We start from the raw sequence: 18,182 nt of genomic DNA on the forward strand, positions 1-18,182 counted from the left end.
CGGGGCGGTGGCCACCCCTTGCCACGCGTGATCCAGGGCCCTTTCGCAGCACCAGCAGGCTGCGGTACCCGCCGATACGACCGTCGGGCCCGCGCCGGTCTTCGGCGCGGGCCCTCAGGGTGGGAAGGTCAGCAGGCTCCCAGGTCAACCCAGACGCCGTACTGACCGGTGGTGCCCGGCTCCTGGTTCTGCGTCCACCACTGGGCGCGCCAGCGGTGGCCGTTGTGCGACACCACGTCGTTGGTGTTGTAGATGGCCGCGGGGCTCCACGCCGGGTCGGTGCAGGACGGGGCTGGCGCGACGGTAAGCGGCAGGATCGCCCGGCTGGACCCGAGCGCCACCGTCAGCTGGCCCGCCAGCGGGTCCGAGTGGACGAACGCGTTCAAGTTGCCGGTGAGAATGAGACCGACCTGGCTGCCGGCGGGGAAGACGTAGTCCTTGGGCTCCAGCAGGACGGTGCCCGTGGCCTGTTGCCCCGGAGTCAGGGGAGTGCCGGTGGTCAGCGACAGGCGGTTCTTGGCATCGAGCGAGCCGCGTGCCACGACGCGGGTGACCGACCCGCCGGTGTAGTGCACGAGCAGAGCCGTGAGCGGGGTGCTCGTGGTGGCCGAGGTGAACGTCACCTCGATGCGGGCGGCGCCGGAGAGCCGGCTCTCCGAGGCGAGGGTCGGCCCGAGATACGCCAGCCGGTAGCTCCGCACGGTGCCGGGGCTCGCCAGCATCGTCGACTCCGCCACCGCGCCGGAGCTGGTGAACTGCTGGCTGCCCGCTCCCGCGGTGGTGGTCAGGCTGCCGGCGCCCCCGTTGCCGGCCGGGCCCAGGTACAGCGACGTGTCCGTGGTGCCGGCCGGCGGCCACCCGGTTTCGTTCACCTGGGTGCCGTCCGGTCGCGCGATGGTGGCCTGCGGCTCGTTCATCACACCGTTGGCGATGTCGTACAGCCAGTAGTCCATCCACCGGCCGACCGGGTCCTTGGACTCGCTGTAGAACGGGTCGACGTGCGCTCCGTCGTGCAGGTACACCTTGCGCGGGACGTCATGCGTAACCAACTCGTCCCAGTAACGGCCCCACTGGGTGGTCTTGACGTTGTCGTCACGCTGCCCGTGCACGAGGAACACCGATGCCTGGACCTGATCCACGTCGTTGCGGTAGTTACGTTCCGCGAAGAAGGGGCTGTAGTCCCACTCGGCCAGCGTCTCACCGTCACCGATGGCCTGGTACTGCGCCGTGCAGTTCACCAGGGACTGGTCGTTGCCCCAGCGGGAGGTGAACCCCTCCATGTAGCGGACGCTCCAGCTGCGGTACCCGATGCCCTGGGCCCGGGTGTAGTCGTACCAGCTGGAGATACTGCTGACCGGCACGATCGTTTTGAGCCCGTCGATGCCCGTCTCGGCCACCTGCGTGGCCAGCGTGCCGTCGTACGAGACTCCGTACATGCCTACGTTGCCGGTGCTCCACGACGCGACCGCAGCGGTGCCGTCGGCATAGTTGGCGGTTGTGCGGCCGTTGAGCCAGTCGATGACGGCGGCCACGCTCCGTCCGTCCGACTCGCCACCGACCGACAGGCACCCGTCGGACGTGCCCGTACCGGCGATTTCCACCTCGAGCACCGCGTAGCCTCGCGGTACGAAGTACTCGTCCAACCAGCCGCTCCAGTGGACGGCCGGATCACCGATCGGGTCGGTCACCGTGCTGCGGCGGGCCGCCGTGCTCTGGACCGTCCAGTACGGACTTGCCTTGACTATCGATGCGACCTGCATGCCGTCGGCCGTCTCCGCCGGCCGGATCAGCTGGACGGTGATGGTGTCGAGCAGGCCGTCACCGTCGCTGTCCATGTCCGAATCGACATGCACGGTCTCGTTGATAGCGTTGGCCAGGGAGAAGACCGGTTGGGTGGCGCCGTCCTCAACAGCGATCTCGGGTGGGGCCGCCGCCGCCTGACCGGGTGCGAAGAGCGCGCCCGTCGAGACTGCCAGTACCGCGGCGAGAACGCCTGCCGACCGCCTTGTTCGTGCGTGTGCAGACAATGATCATCCGTTCGGTCATGTGCCACCCACGCCCTCATCCCCGCGTGGATGGCATTCCTGTCAATTACGGAATGCGCATCCACGAACACCGTGTCAGGGATGCAGTCCGACGAGAACCCGTTTGTGATCAGTGTCCAATTCGGAGTTCCGCCCTTCCGGCCGGCGCATCGGCATGGTTCGCTACGGGAGCCGCGGGTGGGTGTTGCCCAGGCTTAGTTTTCAGTTAGCTCGCTTGTCCGCCAGCCCGCTGGTCCGGCAGCATCGGTCCTCATGACCGACGCCACCACCGCCGCGGACGAGCCTGGGATGCCTGCGTCCCGTCCTGCTCTGGGCCGCTGGCTCGCCGGTGGGAGCGTCGCCGCGCTCGCCGTACTCCTCGGGGTCACCCTCGCGGTGCGCTCGGGCGCCGCCCCCGCCTGTGCCGCGCTCCGCGCCGGCGGCGGGCTGCTGGCACCGCCGGCCGCCGGTACCGTCCACAAGGGAAAGGCCACCTTCTACGACTCGAAGGGCGCGGGCGGGAACTGCTCGTACCCGGCCGCCCCCGCCGACCGGCGCTACGTGGCGCTCGGCCCGTCCGAGTACGCCGACGGTGCCGCCTGCGGCGGATACCTGGAGGTGACCGGCCCGAAGGGCACCGTACGGGTCATGGTGATGGACCAGTGCCCCGAGTGCGCTCCCGGCCATCTCGACCTGTCCCGGGAGGCGTTCGCCCGCATCGCCGACCCGGTGCAGGGCATCGTCGATGTCAACTACCGGCTGGTCGTCGATCCGCCGTTGCCCGGTCCGCTCACCTTCCGGATCAAGGAGGGCGCGTCGCAGTGGTGGTTCGCCGTCCTGATCGCCAACCACGGCAACCCGCTGCGCTCGGTCGAGGTGCGTCAGGGCAGTTCGGGCCAGTGGCGGACCGCCACTCGGGAGAGCTACAACTACTGGCTGATCGACTCCGGTGCCGGGCCTGGTCCGTACCAGATCCGGGTCACCGACACCCGGGGCCACCGGGTCACCGCCACTGGCGTCCGGATGGCACCCGGGACGGTGCAGCGCAGCTCCGTCCGGATGTACGGAGGCAGTTCACGCGGGTCGGCCACGGGTACCGGAACGCCGTCGGCGCGCCCGAAACCGTCCGCCAGCGCGTCGACGCGTGCCTCGGCCCGGCCGACGCCGTCGGTCGCGTTGACGACCGACGCGACCGCGTCGGTCGAGCCGACCGCGGTTGAGGCATTCGCCGCCGCGCCGCCCGCCACGCCCTCGCCCAGCTGCGGCTGACGCTGCGGCCGGCGGGCTTCGACCGCCCGCGCCGGAGCCCGGTCAGTCGCTCGTGCCGTGATCCTGCCGGTCTGTGGTCAGGCCGAGCCACATCAGGATCTCGTCGCGGTCGTCGCCGGGAGCGACCCGGATCGCCGCGGGCCAGCGGCCCACTTCCCGGTACCCGAGCCGCCGGTAGAACCGGTCGAGCCCGAGCCCGTCGCGGATGGTGACGTGCAGCGCCGCCAGCCCGAGGCGGCGGGCCATCCGTTCGGCCTCGCGCATCAGCGCCTCGCCGAAACCACGCCCCTGCGTGTCCGGATGCACCATCACCCGGGTGAGTACCCGTAGGTGCGGCTTCAGGTGGAACCGGGGATCGGTGAAGATCGCCATGGCGACCAGCCGATCGCCGTCGTAGCCGAGGAGCAACCGGTCCGGCCCGTCCGCGATGCCGGCGAGCGTCGGGTCGGCGATGGTGCGGACCTCGTCGGCGGTGACCGGTGCCACGAAACCGACGGCACCGCCGGCGTTTGTCACGTCGACCCAGAGTGCGACGATCCGTTCGCGCAGCTCAGCGGTCAGTTCCGGGTCGAGGACGAAGCGCAGGCTCACGCCCGTCATCCTGACCCGCGAGTCGTACCCACCGCCCGAGATGGTGACGAGCCCGACAGCGCCTTTGATCCCTCTTGTTTGGGAGAGCGTCCACTGGTGCGGGAGGGGGGACTTGAACCCCCACATCCTTTCGGACAATAGGACCTAAACCTATCGCGTCTGCCGATTCCGCCACTCCCGCTGGCCTGAGTGATTCTAGAGCGACACCTGGCCGTGTCGAGCCCGGCCCTCCCCCGGGGATGGGCGGAACGGGATCCGGGTCCGTCGGTCGCGCCGACCGGTGCGACGATTCAGTCCAGGCCGAGGTCGCGGCGCAGCTTGGCGACGTGGCCGGTGGCCTTGACGTTGTAGAGTGCCCGCTCGATCCGGCCCTCCTCGTCGATGACGAAGGTGGAGCGGATCACGCCGGTGACGGTGCGGCCGTACATCTGCTTCTCGCCGTACGCGCCGTAGGCGGTCAGCACCGACTTGTCGGTGTCGGCGACCAGCGGAAAGGTGATCGCGTCGCGCTCGCGGAACTTCGCCAGCTTCTCCGGCTTGTCCGGTGAGATGCCCACCACCTCGTATCCGGCGGCCTGCAACGAGGCCAACGAGTCGCGGAAGTCGCAGGCCTGCTTGGTGCAGCCGGGAGTCATCGCGGCGGGGTAGGCGTACAGGACGACCTTGCGCCCGCGCAGGTCGGTCAGGGCGAGCTGGCTGCCGCTGTCGGTGGGCAGGCTGAACCCGGGCGCCGGGTCACCGGGGGAGAGGCGGGCGGGTGCGGTCATGGCACGACCCTACCGTCGGGCTGCGTCGGCCCGGCCGGCGCCGCACGGGAGCGAGGCGTACGGCACTGTTGCCAGCTATTGGCAACAGCGTGGTACGGGAAATACGCTCACCTCTGCCGGTGGGCACGGGTCCGCCGGCACGTGGGAGGTCACGTGGAAGCCCTGGCGATGCACATCTCCAACGGCATCATCAACGGTCCGGTCGCCGCGGTGTTCGCGGTGATCGCGCTGGCGGCGATGGCGTACTGCGTCATGCGTGGCCGGCAGGACCTGGACGACCGGCTGGCGCCGATGGCCGGCCTGGTCGCCGCCTTCATCTTCGCCGTGCAGATGCTCAACTTTCCGATCTTCTCCGCAGGGGTCAGTGGCCACCTGCTCGGCGGTGCGCTCGCCGCCATGTTGGTGGGGCCCTGGGTCGGCGCGCTCTGCGTCGCGGTGGTGCTGGTGGTGCAGGCCCTCGTCTTCGGTGACGGCGGCGTGGCCATGCTCGGGCTCAACATCACCAACATGGCCGTCATCGGCATCGCCGTGGCGTACCTGCTGATCGCGCTGCTGCTCCGGGTACTGCCCCGCACCCCGGCCGGGTTGGCGGCCACCGCCTTCGTCTCCGCGCTGGTCAGCGTGGTCGTCGCGGCGATGGGCTTCGTGTTGCAGTACCAGCTCGGCGGGACCACCGACCTCGGCGGCAACCAGGCCGGCCTGGCCGGCACCATGGCCGTGTCCCACCTGTTCATCGGCATCGGCGAAGGGCTGATCACGGCCACCACCGTGGTCACCGTGGCGAAGGTCCGCCCCGATCTGGTGTACGCGCTGCGCGCCCTGAAGCCGGCCGCGCCGGTGACCGTCCCGACCGTCGGAGGTGTCCGGTGAAAAAGTGGGGTTTCCTCGTCGGTGGGCTCCTCGTCTCCCTGCTGTTGGCCGGCGTGGTCAGCAACTTCGCCTCGTCGCATCCGGACGGGTTGGACTCGTCGCTGCGGGAGGGCTGCACCTTCGACGCCGACGACGAGATCACCGGCGGCAGCTGCCCGGCGCAGCAGGAGCGGGAGCACGAGATCGGCGGACCGCTGGCCGACTACGGCATCGCGGGCATCGACAACGACTTCCTCTCCACCGGGCTCTCCGGCGTGCTGGGCGTACTGCTCACCTTCGCCGTGGCAGGCGGTGCCTTCTGGCTGGTCCGCCGCCGGCAGCCGGCGGCGGAGAACGCGACCGGAGCGGAGCGCACCGACCCGGCCACCACGAGCGGCGGGTAGCCGAGGTGGGGGCCGGGCACGCCCATGTGCTGTACCGGGCGTCCGACTCGTCGGTGCATCGGCTACCACCGGAGGTCAAGATCGCGGCGATGGTGGCGTTCACCATCGCCGTGGTCGCCACCCCCCGCGAGGCGCTCTGGGCCTTCGGCGCGTACGCCCTGCTGGTCGCGGCCGTCGCGGCGCTGGCCCGGGTGAACGCCCGCTGGCTGCTGCTGCGCTCGACAATCGAGCTGCCGTTCGTGCTCTTCGCCTTCGCCCTGCCGTTCCTCGGCGCGGGCGAGCGGGTGGACGTGGCCGGGCTGCACCTGTCGGTCGACGGTCTCTACGGTGCGTGGAACATCATCGCCAAGGGCACCCTCGGCGTGTGGGCGTCGCTGCTGCTGGCGGCGACCACCAGCACCCGTGACCTGATCGTGGGGCTGGACCGGCTGCGCTGTCCGCAGATCCTCACCCAGATCGCCACCTTCATGCTGCGCTACCTCGACGTGCTGGTCGGCGAGGCCCGGCGGATGCGGGTCGCCCGGATCTCCCGGGGCGACGACCCGCGCTTCGTGTGGCAGCTACGCGGCTTCGCCGCCGGCATCGGGGCGCTGTTCCTGCGTGCCTTCGAGCGCGGCGAACGGGTCTACCTGGCGATGCTGTCGCGTGGCTACACCGGTCGGATGCCGACGGTGTGGCAGGGCACCGCGGCGGCGACGACCGGGCAGTGGCTGATCGCGGCCACCGTGCCGGTCCTGGCGGGCACCGTCGCCGCCACCGCCGCCGTCCTGACATGATCGAAGCGTGCAACCCACCCCGCCCAGCCTGGACGTCCGCGGCGTCCGCTACGCCTATCCCGACGACCATGTCGCGCTGGACGGCGTCGACCTGACGGTGGGGCGCGGCGAGCGGGTCGCCCTGCTCGGCCCCAACGGCGCCGGCAAGACCACGCTGGTGCTGCACCTCAACGGCATCCTGACGCCCACCGAGGGGCAGATCGCGGTCGGCGGTCTGACCGTCGGCCCGGACCGGGCGACGCTGGCGGAGATCCGCCGCCGGGTGGGCATCGTCTTCCAGGATCCGGACGATCAGCTCTTCCTGCCCACCGTCGCCGAGGATGTGGCGTTCGGGCCGGCCAACCTCGGGCTGCGCGGGCCGGAGCTGGCCGCCCGGGTGGACGAGGCGCTGGCCGCGGTGGGCATGTCCGAGCACCGCGACCGCACCCCGCACCATCTTTCCTTCGGGCAGCGCCGTCGGGTGGCGGTTGCCACCGTGTTGGCGATGCGTCCGGAGATCCTGGTGCTCGACGAGCCGTCGTCCAACCTCGACCCGGCGGCGCGGCGGGAACTGGCCGGCATCCTGCGTACCCTGCCGGTGACCCTGCTGATGGTCACCCACGACCTGCCGTACGCGTACGAACTCTGCGACCGCTCGGTCATCCTCGATGGCGGGCGGATCGTGGCCGACGGGCCGACAGCCGTCCTGCTCGACGACGAGGAACTGCTCGCCCGGCACCGCCTCGAACTGCCCTACCCGTTCCGTCCCACCCCGGGGCGTAGGTCGATCAGCGAGTAGCGGCCGTCGCCCCAGCCGCGTGGCGGGCCGCGGCGTGCAGGCGCAGCAATGCGGCGGCCAGCGCGCCGGCACCGGCGACCAGCACGAGAACCACAAGCACCCGGGCGATCGTGGGCGGCCATGGCACCGGAAGCACCGCCCGGGCGAACCCGGCGATGTTCGTCACCCCGGCGAACAACGCCAGGCAGACCCCGGCGAGCGCGACCAGGAAGTCGGCGTGGGAGCGGGAAGCCGACGCCGCTCCACCGCCGTCGGTCGACGTGTGGCCGCCGGTCATCGCCCGCGCCCCGGCGGCGATCGCCCCCAGGCCGGTCAGCAGGGTCCATACCGGACCGGTCAGCAGGCCGGCCAGCACTCCGCCCGGTCCTTCTGCCCCGGCGTCAAGCGTCCGTCCGAGGGCGAGCACGATCGCCGCGGCCCCGCCGACGATCAGTAGCCCGCCGAGGGCGACAAGCGCCCGCCGGCCGGGGCCGGACGTCGCCGGCAGCACCCCGAGCGCACCGACCGCCAGCGCACCGACGACGGTCACCACCCACCAGGTGTACGCGTCCGGCGGCGGCACCCAGTCCAGGGCGCCGCGGATCTCCAGCGGCCCGTCCGCGTCGCGCAGCGGTATCACCCAGTCGCGTACCCGGTGCTCGCGGTCGGGTGCGGCGCGGACCTGCGCGGGCGGTGTCGTCTCGCGCCACAGGGCCCGCTGGTCGTGCCAACGGGCCGTCGTCCCGCCGTCGACGCGCCGCCAGCGCGGCTCGGCGGCCGGGTCGGCCTCCGCCGGCAGGGCGGTGTCGCCCGCGATGGTGCGGTTGAGATACGTCGCGGGTGAGCGGGAGTTCTCGTGGACGCCGTCCGGACCGATCCGCAGGTACGGCTCTCCCGAGTAGCCGATCACCTCGACCGGCGTGTCGCCGGTGTTCGTAAGTTCCAGCCGGGCACCCGCCTCGATGATCCGCACCCGCAGGTCGGGGCGACCGGCGTCGGTGACGGTCACCCGGTAGTCCGTCCCGTTCGGCGCGTCAGCGCCGTGGGCGAGGGCCGGGGCGGCGGTCGCGAGGATCGCGGTGACGGTGGCGGCGAGCAGCAGCCCGGCCCGGGCGAGCAGGGTCACCGGCCGGCCGCCTCCACCGCTGCGGTGATGTTCTCCGGAGTCCACTCCCGCACCGGCTCCCCGTCGACCAGGATGGTCGGCGTGCCGGTGACGTTGGCGCGGCTCGCCTCGGCGGTGACGTGCTCCGTCCACGGCTGGTACTTGCCGTCCCGGACGCAGCTGCCGAACGCGTCGCGGTCCAGCCCCACCCCGACCCCGATGTCGATCAGCTCGTCGTTACTGAGGCCGGCACCGCCCTCCGGGGGCTGCCGCTCGAACAGCGCCTTGCTGAACTCGGTGAACTTGCCGCCCTCAGCGGCGCAGCCGGAAGCGGCCGAGGACCGGGTCGAGTACTCGGTGCTGGAGTAACGGTTGAGGTAGGCCACCGGGTGATACACCACCCGCACCCTGCCGTCGGCGATCAACTGCTCGATGGTGGCACCGCTGGTCTGCTCGAACTGCTTACAGGCCGGGCAGAGGTAGTCCTCGTAGATGTCGATGGTCACCGGCCCGGATCCGACCACGACGCCGGTGCCTGCCTCGTTCGCGCCCGGCGGCGCGGTGAACTCGTCGGACTTCTGGCTCGACCAGACGCTCCAGCCGATCAGGCCGGCGATGACCAGCACCAGCACCGCGCTCAGGGAGATCCACAGAGTGCGCTTGCGGCGTCGCTCCTGGGCCATCTGCTCCCGGACCACCCGGGCCGCGTCTTTGCGTCCCTTGCGACTACTCATTGTCGTCCTCCACCGGTTCGCCCGCCAGCGCGCCGTCGGCAGAGACGGCGGTGCGGGGCCAGATCAGCAGGAACCCGGCCAGTGCCAGGAAGCCGATGTCCCGGAGAATCTCCGGGAGATAGCTGGGGGTCTCCCCGGCCGGCAGTTCGCCGCCCACCCCGAAGCAGCCGCAGTCGATGGCCAGCCCCCGCGACCAGGCCGAGGCGATGCCCGCGATGAAGACCAGCAGCAGGGCCGCGGAGACTCCGGCGGCCAGCCTGGTGGCCAGCCCGAGCAGCAGCAGCAGGGCCAACGCCAGCTCGACGAAGGGCAGCGCCGCACCGACCACCATCGCCACGTCGTACGGCAGCACCTGGTAGGCGTTCACCGCGCGACCGGAGCCAGCCAGGTCACCGACCTTCGACCAGCCGGCCCACAGCCAGACGACGGCCAGGCCGAGCCGGACGGCGAGACCGAGCCAGGGGCGCCAGGTGCGCAGATTGCTGTTCATCCGGCCAACGCCTCACCGACCGCGTCGACAAGTTCGGCCCGGGCTCGCGCCACCCGGGAGCGGATGGTGCCGACCGGCACCCCCTCCACCGCGGCGGCCTCGGCGTACGACAGGCCGAGCAGCTGGGTCAGCACGAATGCCCCGCGCCGTTCGGCGGCCAGCCGGCGGACCAGGTCGCTCGCGCCGAGCTGACCGGCCGGGTCGGGGTGCGGCACGTCGGTGTGCGCGTGCGCGGTGAGCCGTTGATCGAGTCGGCGCCGCCGTACCACGGTGCGCAGGTGGTCGGCGCAGGTCCGGCGGGCGATGCCGAGCAACCAGGTGCGCGCGCTGGACCGGCCGGCGAAGGCGGGCAGCGCGCGGAAGGCCCGTAGGTACGTCTCCTGGGTGAGATCGTCGGCGCTGTCCGGATCGACAAGCGCTGCGGCGAATCGCCACACCTCGGCCTGGGTGGCGCGCACGAACGCGGCCTGGGCCACCGGGTCGCCGTCCCGTGCGGCCAGCGCCCACCGGGTGGTCGGGTCGACGGTCGGGTCCGGCTCTGCCTGCTGCGCCGATCGGGCAGGTGACCGGGGTGGGCCGTCGGCGCGCTCCGCGCCGACGATGCCGCTGTCGGCGGTGGCGGGGATGTCGCGCGGGGCGGGGATCACGACAATCCAGGTTACGCGGCGGCACGGTGAGCAGCAGGGTCCTTCGGCCCTTCCATGGAATGCGCCACTCCGGGAACTTTGCCGGCCCGGTGACCGACTATCCGCGTATGACGTCCGGTCCGGTTTCCGCGCGCCCGCGCCCGATCTTGGGAAATCGGGATCAATCGATGGGTGTGGCTCGCCTGGAACGGGTGTCGTCGGCGACCATGGGCGTCATGACTGCCGCCCATCGCCGCCGGTTCGCCCGGCTGGCCGCGACCGCCGGCCTGTTGGTCGCCGTCGTGGCGCTGCTGCTCGTCCCCGCCAGCCCGGCCAGTGCCCACGCCGTGCTGTCCAGCAGCAGCCCGGCTGCCTCGGCCGTGGTACCCGCCGCGCCGGCCGAGGTGGTGCTCACCTTCAGCGAGTCGGTACGCAAGGTGCCGGACCGGATCCGGGTGATCGCCCCGGACGGATCGCGCGCGGATCAGGGCGAGCCCACCTTCGCCGGCAGTGTGGTCAACATTCCCGTCGACACCGGTCGCGGTAACGGCACCTACCTGGTCACCTACCGGGTGATCTCCGCCGACAGCCATCCGGTCTCCGGCGCGTTCACCTACTCCGTCGGGGCACCCTCCGAGCCGCCGGTGGACAGCGGCGACGACGGCCAGGCGAACCCGGTGGTCGGCACCGCGGTCAAGGTCGCCAAGTTCGTCGGCTACGCCGGACTGCTGCTGGTGATCGGGCCGGCGCTGGTGCTCGCCCTGCTCTGGCCGCGCCGGCTGTCCCGACGCGGGCCGGCCCGGCTGGCCTGGACCGGCCTCGGGCTGGTGACGCTGGCCACGGTGGCGGCGGTCCTGCTCCAGGTGCCCTACACCAACGGCGGCGGACTGTTCGACATCACCGGCGAAGGGCTGAGCCTGGTGCTCGGCAGCGCCTTCGGCGCCGCTCACCTGGTCCGGCTCGGACTGCTGGCCGCGGTGGCGTTGCTGCTCCGGCCGTTGCTGGCCGGTCCGGTGGGCCGGACGGACCTGGTGATCCTCGGTGTGCTCGCCGTAGGCGCGCTGCTCACCTGGCCGATGGCCGGGCACCCGGCCGCCTCGCCCGCCCCGGCGGTGTCGGTGCTCGTGGACACGGTCCACCTGGGCGGCATGGCCGTCTGGCTGGGCGGGTTGGTGATGCTCGCCGTGTTCCTGCTGCCCCGGGCCGACGAGCGGGAACTGGGGGCGATCCTGCCGATCTGGTCACGCTGGGCGGCCCTGGCGGTCTCCGCGCTGCTGCTCGCCGGCACCGTCCAGGCGCTTATCGAGGTGGCCACCCCGGCGGCACTTGTGAACACCACGTACGGGCGACTGGTGCTGGCGAAGATCGGGCTCTTCGTGCTTGTCATCGCGGTGGCCGCCTACTCCCGTCACCTGGTACGCACCCGGGTCGCGGCCAGCCGACCGGCCCCGGTACGCCGGGCGATCTGGGCGGAGCTGACGATCACCGCGATCGTGCTCGGGGTGTCGGCCACCCTGGTCCAGACGACACCCGCCCGCAGCGTCTCCACGGACGTGTCCGCCGCCGACAGCGGGTACTTCAGCACCACGGCGACCAGCTCGCTCTACTCCATGCAGATCGAGGTGTCCCCGGCCCGCCGGGGCAACAACTCGGTGCACCTGTACGCGTACACGCTGGACAACCAGCCGCTGCCGGTCGTCGAGTGGCAGGTCACCGTGGCCCTGCCGGCGGCCGGGATCGAGCCGATCCAGGTGCCCCTGCTGCCGCTCACCGACAACCACGCCACCGGCGAGATCAGTCTGCCCGCGGCGGGCGAGTGGGAGTTGCGGGTCACCGCCCGTACCACCGAGATCGACCAGGCCACGGTGACCGCCACCGTGCCCGTCCGATAGAGAGGTTCCATCGATGCTCCGTCACCGGCGTTTCGCCGCCACCGCCGCCGCTCTGACGCTCGGCGCCGTCGCCACAGCCGTGTTCGGTTTCGTGGCGCCGGCCTCCGCGCACGTCACGGTCAATCCGCGTGAGGCGACCCAGGGCGGCTACGGCCGGCTCGCGTTCCGGGTACCGAACGAGAGCGACACCGCGTCGACCACCAAGCTGGAGATCTTCCTGCCGGAGAACGCGCCGCTCGGCTCGGTGTCGACCATGCCGGTGCCGGGCTGGACGGTGGCCGTGGAGAAGCGGCAGGTCGACCCGCCGGTGCAGGTGCACGGCAGCGAGATCACCGAGGTGGTCTCGAAGATCACCTGGACGGCCGGCGAGGGAGCCGCCATCACCCCCGGCACCTTCCAGGAGTTCCCGGTCTCCATGGGTCCGCTGCCTGAGATCGACCAGATGGTCTTCAAGGCGTTGCAGACCTACTCTGACGGTGCCGTGGTGCGCTGGATCGACGAGCCGCAGCCCGGTGGCGAGGAGCCGGCCGCCCCGGCCCCGGTGCTCACCCTCACCGCTGCCGGCGCCGACACGCCGACGACGGCACCGACCGACGCGCCCGCTGCGGCGTCGCCCGACGACAGCGACGACGAGGACGGCAACGGTGTGGCGGTGGGCCTCGGCGTCGCCGGGCTGATCGCCGGCCTCGGTGGGCTGGTGCTCGGTGGGCTGGCCTTCGCCCGTACCCGGCGTCCCAGTGGCGGGGCCCCGGGCGACGAGGCGACCACTCCGACCTCCTGAGCGTCACCGCAGTGGCAGGCCCGCCGGGTGATCCCGGCGGGCTTGCCCGCTTTCGGCGTCCGTGCCGTGGATATCCGCTGATTGGCGGGTCGGCGTAGGTAAGGTCGGCCGGGTGTCTGGCTACAGAGGGGAACAGGGCGCATGCGTTTCGTGTGGACGCTTACCGGAATGCTGCTGCTGACCGTCGGCACCGCCGCGCTGATCGGTGCGGCCGCGCTCGGACTGCTGACCGGTCACGCCGGCCCCGACGGGGCGTTCACCGCCCGGTTCGAGACCGTGCAGACTCCGGGGCACGCGGTGGTGGTGACCGACCTCGACGCGCTGGTCCGGCAGGAGGTGCCGTTCGCCCGTGGCGGGCAGGCCCGGCTGCGGCTGGACGCGCGTACCCCCGACGGGCCGGCCTTCGTCGGCCTGGCCCCGGCCGAGGAGGCACAACGGTGGCTGGCCGGCGCGCCGCACGCCGCGGTGCTCCGGATGTCGCTGGCCCGGGGGCCGCTGCCGGTCCGGCTGGAACAGGTGACCCCGGTGGCGGGGACGCCGCCCACCGTCCCGGCCGCACCCGCCGCACAGACCTTCTGGGTACGCGCGGGCTACGGCGTACTCGAATGGGACCCCGGCGACCTGGCCGGGCAGCGGTTGAGTCTGGTGCTGATGCGACCCGACGGTGGGGCGGGGGTGACCCTCGACCTGAGGGCGGAACTGCGGGCCGGCTGGATCGCCCCGGCCACCTGGGGCTCACTCACCGGCGGGACGCTGCTGGTGATCCTCGCCGCGTTGGTGCTGCTGCGGCCGGTCCGCCCGCGCGAGGTGGTCATCGTGGTCGAGCCGGATCAGGTGCCGGTCCTCGCCGGACGACTCGGGATCAGCTCGCTCACCGGCCTGGGGGCGCCGGTGCCGCCCGGCCCCCGCAGGCTGCCCGAGCGTCAACTCGTCCCGGTCGCCGCCACGGTGCCGGCCACCACGAGCCGCCCCGCGATCGGCCCCGTCCCGCGTCCCGCCACCCTCGCCGAGCTTCCCACGCCCGCCACCCCTCATCGCCCCCTCCGCCCACCCGCCCCACCCACCTGACCCACCCCCCCCCCCCCCGCCCCGGCGTCTCGCCCGCTCACCTCGCCCGCGATCTTGCACTTCTGGTCCCGGCAAAGGGTGCAAAGGTGGCGTATTGGCGACCACAACTGCAAGATCGACGAGGTGGGGCGGGGTGGGTGGGGTGGGGATTGGTGGGGGAGGCGGGGGTGGGCGGCCCTCCGTGCTGCCGACGCGGAGGGCCGCCCTTCACCGGGGGATATCGGTGTCCGTGGGGTTTTGGTAACCCTGGGACCAGATTACCGACGAATGGGGGTCTCGGGAAGAGTGTCCGACTTTGCGTGCTGTCGGCGCTGGACCCGGGTGCCGGGACGCACCGGCAGGACGACCAGCAGCACGAGGCAGAGCCACACGTACGCGTTGCGGAGCAGGAACTCCAACGGGCTGCCGGTCGGCGTCGGCGTGATTCCCCAGTCGTAGAAGGACACCACCCCGTACACGATGATCGCGGTGACGGCGACGGCGAGAATCAGCAGCCGGCGGCGTCGGCGTGCCCCCGCCACAGAGCGCGGATCGGTGCCCAACGCCGCGTCCGCCAGGATCACCACCGCCGGGATGAACCAGTAGATGTGGTGTGTCCAGGTGATCGGGCTGATCAGCGCCGCCACCAGTCCGGTGAGCGTCAGGCCGGTCAGCGCGTCCCCGGCCTGCGACGCCCGCACCGCCCGCCACAGCCCGTAACCGCTGACCAGCGCGACCAGCAGCAGCCAGAGCAGCCGGCTCGGCTCCTCCGGAGCGATGAGCCGGCTCAGCAGCCCGAACAGCGACTGGTTGCCGGTGTAGTCGGTGCGGCCGACCCGGTCGGTGGCCCACAGCTCGTGCGTCCAGAACCGCCACGAATCAGCCGGCGCGACCGCCGCGGCGAGCAGGGTCGCCCCGGCCGCGGTCGCCCCGGCCACCACCGCCGCCCGCCACCGCCGGGTGGCCAGCAGGTAGATCACGAAAATGGCCGGGAACAGCTTGAGCGCCGCCGCCAACCCGACGCCCACCCCGGCCCAGCGGCTGTCGCGGGGTACGGCGAACAGCAGGTCGGCCAGGATCAGCACCACCAGCAGCATGTTGATCTGCCCGAAGGTGATCGTCTCCCGGGTGCTCTCCACGCCGAGCACGATCAGCACGCCGACCACGAGGGTGAACAGGTGGGGCAGGTGGTGGCGACGGATCACCGGGTCGAGCAGCCACTTCGTGGTGACCACCACGCCGAGCAGGGTCAGCCCGGTGAAGATCGCCACCGTGGCGCCCAACTTCAGCCAGGAGAACGGCAGCAGGACCAGAGCGGCGAACGGCGGATAGGTGAAGTACAACTCGCCCTGCACCCGGTCCGGCTGCACGTAGTCGTACAGCGGGTTGCCGGCGGCCCACCAGTCCATGGCCGCCATGTAGATCTTCAGGTCGAAGTAGTCGTGGGTGCGTCCCGGCAGGTAGAGGGCGGGAAGCGCCGCCGCCAACGCCAGCGCTCCCACGACCCGGCGGGCCGTACGGCTGCCCGGGTCGTCCAGGTCGACGCAGGGTGGTGTGGCGGGTTCGGCGGACACGGGGAAGACCTTAGCGGTCGGTGACCGTGGCGGCGCGGAGCCACGAGACTTGGCCTGCGCGTAGGCTGTCCCGGTGGCTGATCTTCTCGTTTGGATCGACTGTGAGATGACCGGGCTGGACCTCGGTGGCGACAAGCTGATCGAGGTCGCCGCGCTGGTCACCGATCCCGACCTCAACGTGCTCGGTGACGGCGTCGACGTGGTGATTCACGCTGACGACGCCGCGCTGGACGCGATGCCCGAGATCGTCCGGACGATGCACGGCAAGTCGGGGCTTACCGACGAGGTACGCCGCTCCGCCGTCACCCTGGCCGAGGCGGAGGAGCGGGTGCTCGACTACGTCACCCGCCACGTCAAGGATCCGCGCACCGCCCCGCTCTGCGGCAACTCGATCGCGACCGACCGTGGCTTCATCGCCCGGGACATGCCCCGCCTCGACGCCCACCTGCACTACCGCATGATCGACGTTTCCTCGATCAAGGAACTGTGCCGCCGCTGGTACCCCCGCGTGTACTTCGGTCAGCCGCAGAAGGGTCTCGCGCACCGGGCCCTGGCCGACATCCGGGAGAGCATCCGGGAGTTGGAGTACTACCGGCGCACCATCTTCGTGCCCCTGCCCGGGCCCGACGTGGAGAGCGCCAAGGCCATCGCCGGCGAACTCTGACCGCCCCCAGGCTGCCGCGGCTTGCCTGTCGCGGCCTGGCGGCAACCCGCTGGACGTGGTCGGCCGCGGTGGGGGTATGATTTCACCGCACCCGCCCCGGGCAATCGACCGGGCGCGGCGGCATGGTGGCTGTAGCTCAGTTGGCAGAGCACCGGGTTGTGGTCCCGGTTGTCGTGGGTTCAATTCCCATCAGTCACCCCAGCGGTCAGGCCCCCTCCACGGAGGGGGCCTGACGCGTCATAGGGGACTGGTAGGGGAAGTCAGGTCATGTGCCCCGTCTGCGTACCCCTCGGCGTAGGTCTGCTCGACGACAACCCCGACCACCTGGCGGCGGGCGAGGCGGTGCGGCAGCTGGGGATGGAGTACCCGGTGCGGTGACCGGACCGCCGCCGGTGGATCCGGCCGGCCTACTGGTCGGACAGCTGGCTGTCACAGGTCGATGAGGTGTGGGTTCACCGACGGACGGGACGATCAGGGTGCGGGTGCGTAACGCCTGCCGGGTCTACAACGCGTGGCATCCGCCGCACTCGTTCGCGATCGGCTACCACTCGGTCCGCAGCATCTTTGTCAAGATCGATGGGGTGGGTCGAATCCGCGGCCCAAGACGATGATCCACCGGTAGTAGGAGCGTCACGCCGCGACGCCAGCAGCAGCGGAACACCCACGACCGGCACCAGCCACATCGCAATGTAGAGCCGATCACCCTGACCTGTCACCGGGTGGGCGACCTGCGTGGCCAACCCAGTGCCGGCCACAGCCAACGTCACCCACGCCAAAGCACGGTCGCGGCGCATCAGCGCCCACGCGCCCAAGGCCAGACCAGCGAGCAGCCACGGTGCCCGCAGCTCCTGCTGCAACCACTGCGGCCAAAAGTTGAGATTCAGGTCGACCAGTCGACGCCACGGGTCGGCGACGTCGGGCCGGGTGAAGTGGTCGGTGAACTTGTCCTGCAACGTCTCCCCGGCACCCGCCAGGTTGAGCACCTTGGCGGTCACGGCGATACCCGTCGCCGCGGCGGCACCCACACCGGCGAGGAGGAACGTGCCGGCGTGCCGGTGCTGCCGGCTGGTCGCGGCGGCAAGGAAAGCGGCAGCGGTCAGCCCCGCCGCGACCAGAAGGAACGTGGAGTGGCGCATCGTGGCCCCTACCGCGACCGCGCCGACAAGCAGCACCGTGCCGGCCATGATACGGCGGCGCGTCAGCCACCACGCGCCAAGTAGCGCGGCAACGGTGAGCGCCATGACCGGCCCTTCGGTGAGCGGGTAGGAGCCCCACCAGCCGATCGGTGACCCGTAGTAGGCCACCTGCCCGGCTACCGCCAGGTGCACCGGCGCGCCGAGCTCGCGTAGCAGCCTGGCGACGAGCAGCCCGCCGATGGCGGTGCACAGCACGGAGGTCACGGACAGGCCGGCGTTGACGCCGAGGACTGCGACGAGCGGGGCGGCCAGGATCGGATAGCCGGGCCGGTCGCCGAAGATCGCTTCGTAGCGGGGCTTGTTCGGTGTCAGGCCGTCGGGATACTTGGCGATGCAGTCACGGACGCGCTGGGCCATGCGGGGCGGTTTGTCGATGGTGAGCGGGTTGACGGCTGCCCGCCGGGCGTCCGACCGGGCCTGGTCGCGGCAGTAGGCCGCGAGGGCGGCCTGTTGCGCGTCGGCGGGTGTCTCGCCGAGCAGCTCAAGGGTGGCGCTCGCGTAGCGGTAGGCGTCGTTGGCGGGTCCGACGGCGGGGCGAAGCGCCACCACCCAGAGCCCCACCCAGGCGAGCGCCACGAGTAGCGGTAGCCAGCGCCTCAATGCAGTGCTCCCTTGCGTTGTCGTCCCCTGTCCGGG

General features: G+C 71.6%; 18 protein-coding genes and 2 tRNA genes. 10 read left to right on the forward strand and 10 right to left on the reverse strand.

The window, feature by feature from the left end:
- Positions 1–128 precede the first annotated feature (128 nt).
- Positions 129–1,853: a CocE/NonD family hydrolase gene (locus tag ACN26Z_RS07590; protein ID WP_421460430.1), complete on the reverse strand. Its 1,725-nt coding sequence runs from the start codon at positions 1,851–1,853 to the stop codon at positions 129–131.
- A 444-nt stretch (positions 1,854–2,297) separates the two neighbouring features.
- Between ACN26Z_RS07590 and ACN26Z_RS07595 the strand changes: the two genes are divergently transcribed.
- Positions 2,298–3,293 carry an expansin EXLX1 family cellulose-binding protein gene (locus ACN26Z_RS07595; RefSeq protein WP_421460432.1) on the forward strand — a complete coding sequence of 332 codons (996 nt, stop codon included), beginning with the start codon at positions 2,298–2,300 and terminating at the stop codon, positions 3,291–3,293.
- A 42-nt stretch (positions 3,294–3,335) separates the two neighbouring features.
- Here the strand turns inward: ACN26Z_RS07595 and ACN26Z_RS07600 are convergent, their stop codons facing one another.
- The 3 genes from ACN26Z_RS07600 to bcp form a co-directional block, all read right to left on the reverse strand.
- Positions 3,336–3,884, reverse strand: a complete 549-nt coding sequence (locus ACN26Z_RS07600; protein ID WP_421460434.1) for a GNAT family N-acetyltransferase — start codon at positions 3,882–3,884, stop codon at positions 3,336–3,338.
- Positions 3,885–3,978: 94 nt separating this feature from the next.
- Positions 3,979–4,065 (reverse strand) — tRNA-Leu (locus tag ACN26Z_RS07605).
- Between the two features lie 109 nt (positions 4,066–4,174).
- On the reverse strand, positions 4,175–4,651 hold the full coding sequence (bcp, locus tag ACN26Z_RS07610) for a thioredoxin-dependent thiol peroxidase (protein ID WP_093401887.1): 477 nt from the start codon (positions 4,649–4,651) through the stop codon (positions 4,175–4,177).
- A gap of 153 nt (positions 4,652–4,804) precedes the next feature.
- Here bcp and ACN26Z_RS07615 point away from each other — a divergent pair, with 153 nt between their 5' ends.
- Genes ACN26Z_RS07615 through ACN26Z_RS07630 form a run of 4 tightly spaced genes read left to right on the forward strand, consistent with a single transcriptional unit; the run spans position 4,805 to position 7,458 of the window.
- Positions 4,805–5,521, forward strand: a complete 717-nt coding sequence (locus tag ACN26Z_RS07615) for an energy-coupling factor ABC transporter permease (RefSeq protein WP_421460437.1) — start codon at positions 4,805–4,807, stop codon at positions 5,519–5,521.
- Complete coding sequence (locus ACN26Z_RS07620; RefSeq protein WP_093401885.1) at positions 5,518–5,904, forward strand: PDGLE domain-containing protein; 387 nt, start codon at positions 5,518–5,520, stop codon at positions 5,902–5,904. The genes ACN26Z_RS07615 and ACN26Z_RS07620 overlap by 4 nt, the downstream gene beginning before the upstream one ends.
- A gap of 5 nt (positions 5,905–5,909) precedes the next feature.
- Entirely contained in the window at positions 5,910–6,680 is a 771-nt protein-coding gene (cbiQ, locus tag ACN26Z_RS07625; RefSeq protein ID WP_282239812.1) for a cobalt ECF transporter T component CbiQ, read from the forward strand.
- 7 nt (positions 6,681–6,687) lie between these two features.
- Positions 6,688–7,458: an energy-coupling factor ABC transporter ATP-binding protein gene (locus ACN26Z_RS07630; RefSeq protein WP_421460440.1), complete on the forward strand. Its 771-nt coding sequence runs from the start codon at positions 6,688–6,690 to the stop codon at positions 7,456–7,458.
- On the opposite strand, the gene ACN26Z_RS07635 is transcribed toward ACN26Z_RS07630, so the two are convergent.
- From ACN26Z_RS07635 to ACN26Z_RS07650, 4 genes are read right to left on the reverse strand one after another with little or no spacing between them, the layout of a single operon-like run.
- Complete coding sequence (locus tag ACN26Z_RS07635) at positions 7,448–8,563, reverse strand: hypothetical protein (protein ID WP_421460442.1); 1,116 nt, start codon at positions 8,561–8,563, stop codon at positions 7,448–7,450. The genes ACN26Z_RS07630 and ACN26Z_RS07635 overlap by 11 nt on opposite strands.
- The gene (locus tag ACN26Z_RS07640) at positions 8,560–9,276 is read right to left on the reverse strand and encodes a DsbA family protein (RefSeq protein ID WP_093401882.1); all 717 of its coding nucleotides are present in this window, start codon (positions 9,274–9,276) and stop codon (positions 8,560–8,562) included. The genes ACN26Z_RS07635 and ACN26Z_RS07640 overlap by 4 nt, the downstream gene beginning before the upstream one ends.
- Positions 9,269–9,766 carry a MauE/DoxX family redox-associated membrane protein gene (locus tag ACN26Z_RS07645; RefSeq protein ID WP_093401881.1) on the reverse strand — a complete coding sequence of 166 codons (498 nt, stop codon included), beginning with the start codon at positions 9,764–9,766 and terminating at the stop codon, positions 9,269–9,271. Before ACN26Z_RS07645 ends, ACN26Z_RS07640 begins: the two co-directional genes overlap by 8 nt.
- Positions 9,763–10,266, reverse strand: coding sequence for a sigma-70 family RNA polymerase sigma factor (locus tag ACN26Z_RS07650; protein WP_232511059.1), 504 nt, complete (start codon positions 10,264–10,266; stop codon positions 9,763–9,765). The genes ACN26Z_RS07645 and ACN26Z_RS07650 overlap by 4 nt, the downstream gene beginning before the upstream one ends.
- 362 nt (positions 10,267–10,628) lie before the next feature.
- On the opposite strand from ACN26Z_RS07650, the gene ACN26Z_RS07655 reads away from it, so the two are divergent.
- The 3 genes from ACN26Z_RS07655 (at position 10,629) to ACN26Z_RS07665 (ending at position 14,133) form a co-directional block, all read left to right on the forward strand.
- Positions 10,629–12,284, forward strand: a complete 1,656-nt coding sequence (locus ACN26Z_RS07655; RefSeq protein ID WP_421460445.1) for a copper resistance CopC/CopD family protein — start codon at positions 10,629–10,631, stop codon at positions 12,282–12,284.
- A 13-nt stretch (positions 12,285–12,297) separates the two neighbouring features.
- On the forward strand, positions 12,298–13,065 hold the full coding sequence (locus ACN26Z_RS07660) for a YcnI family protein (RefSeq protein WP_421460447.1): 768 nt from the start codon (positions 12,298–12,300) through the stop codon (positions 13,063–13,065).
- A gap of 141 nt (positions 13,066–13,206) precedes the next feature.
- Positions 13,207–14,133 (forward strand): hypothetical protein, encoded by a 927-nt coding sequence (locus ACN26Z_RS07665; RefSeq protein WP_421460450.1) that lies wholly within the window; start codon positions 13,207–13,209, stop codon positions 14,131–14,133.
- A 257-nt stretch (positions 14,134–14,390) separates the two neighbouring features.
- Here ACN26Z_RS07665 and ACN26Z_RS07670 read toward each other — a convergent pair whose 3' ends face one another.
- Positions 14,391–15,686, reverse strand: a complete 1,296-nt coding sequence (locus ACN26Z_RS07670; RefSeq protein WP_421460452.1) for a glycosyltransferase 87 family protein — start codon at positions 15,684–15,686, stop codon at positions 14,391–14,393.
- A gap of 73 nt (positions 15,687–15,759) precedes the next feature.
- On the opposite strand from ACN26Z_RS07670, the gene orn reads away from it, so the two are divergent.
- Together orn and ACN26Z_RS07680 are read left to right on the forward strand one after the other, a co-directional pair.
- Positions 15,760–16,350 carry an oligoribonuclease gene (gene orn / locus ACN26Z_RS07675; protein ID WP_282239806.1) on the forward strand — a complete coding sequence of 197 codons (591 nt, stop codon included), beginning with the start codon at positions 15,760–15,762 and terminating at the stop codon, positions 16,348–16,350.
- A gap of 125 nt (positions 16,351–16,475) precedes the next feature.
- Positions 16,476–16,551: transfer RNA gene (locus tag ACN26Z_RS07680), tRNA-His, on the forward strand.
- A 251-nt stretch (positions 16,552–16,802) separates the two neighbouring features.
- Here the strand turns inward: ACN26Z_RS07680 and ACN26Z_RS07685 are convergent.
- Complete coding sequence (locus ACN26Z_RS07685; protein ID WP_282239805.1) at positions 16,803–18,146, reverse strand: hypothetical protein; 1,344 nt, start codon at positions 18,144–18,146, stop codon at positions 16,803–16,805.
- Between the last annotated feature and the right edge of the window lie 36 nt (positions 18,147–18,182).

It is taken from the genome of Verrucosispora sp. WMMD703 (assembly GCF_049178935.1).
Lineage (GTDB): Bacteria > Actinomycetota > Actinomycetes > Mycobacteriales > Micromonosporaceae > Micromonospora > Micromonospora sediminimaris.